Below are 808 nucleotides of genomic sequence, written 5' to 3' on the forward strand. Positions count from 1 at the left end.
TGGATGAACCAAATGGGCAACTGTTCTGCTAGGCTCCGCCACATGGGAAACCGCGAGGATCTGCTGGCGGGCGCGAAGCAGTGCCTGATCGAACGAGGCTGGGGCCGCACCACGGTGCGGGACATCGCCGCGGCGGCCGGCGTCAGCCATGCCGCGATCGGCTACCACTTCGGCTCCCGGGACGCCCTCCTCACCCAGGCTCTGGTGGAAGCGGTGGACGAGCTGGACCAGCTTCCGTCCGCCACAGCGGACGGGGCCGGGCCGGAGGAGCGCTGGCAGGCGCTGATCGACAGCTTCACCACACATCGCGCACTGTGGGTGGCCCAGCTGGAGGCCGCCGTCCAGGCCCAGCACTCTCCCGAGGTGCGCGACCGGCTCGCCGAGGGTCAGCGGCAGGGCCGCGAGGGGCTGGGCGGGTCGGTGCCGCTGGCGCTACTGGGCGGGCTGATGCTGCAGTGGCTGGTCGACCCGGAGCAGGCGCCGTCCGGCGCCGAGGTGGTCGCCGAACTCCGCACGCTTGCCAAGAGGCTGTGACATCGCGCGCTCTGCAAATCTTCAGGAGCTCACGACTGCCGTAGTCCTGATCCCGGACCAAAGCGACGATGGCGCGAGACCGAACACCTGAGCGTTCCAGTCAGACCACGTATCGAGTCATGATCGATATTCGGAGCCGCCCCCATAGCGGGCCTGGGGAACGGTAGACCTTCGTGCGTGACGTGCACGCAAATGACGGACCAGGAGTGGCAGTTCATCGAGCCGTACCTGCCGATCGGCGAGTACGGCCCCTACCCCGAGCGGCTGCGGCAGC

At 68.6% G+C, this 808-nt stretch carries 1 protein-coding gene; it reads left to right on the plus strand.

The window, feature by feature from the left end:
* Positions 1-42: 42 nt before the first annotated feature.
* On the plus strand, positions 43-534 hold the full coding sequence (locus RZ84_RS00070) for a TetR/AcrR family transcriptional regulator (protein WP_043262607.1): 492 nt from the start codon (positions 43-45) through the stop codon (positions 532-534).
* Positions 535-808 lie beyond the last annotated feature (274 nt).

It is taken from the genome of Streptomyces sp. CT34 (assembly GCF_000805335.1).
Classification (GTDB): domain Bacteria; phylum Actinomycetota; class Actinomycetes; order Streptomycetales; family Streptomycetaceae; genus Streptomyces.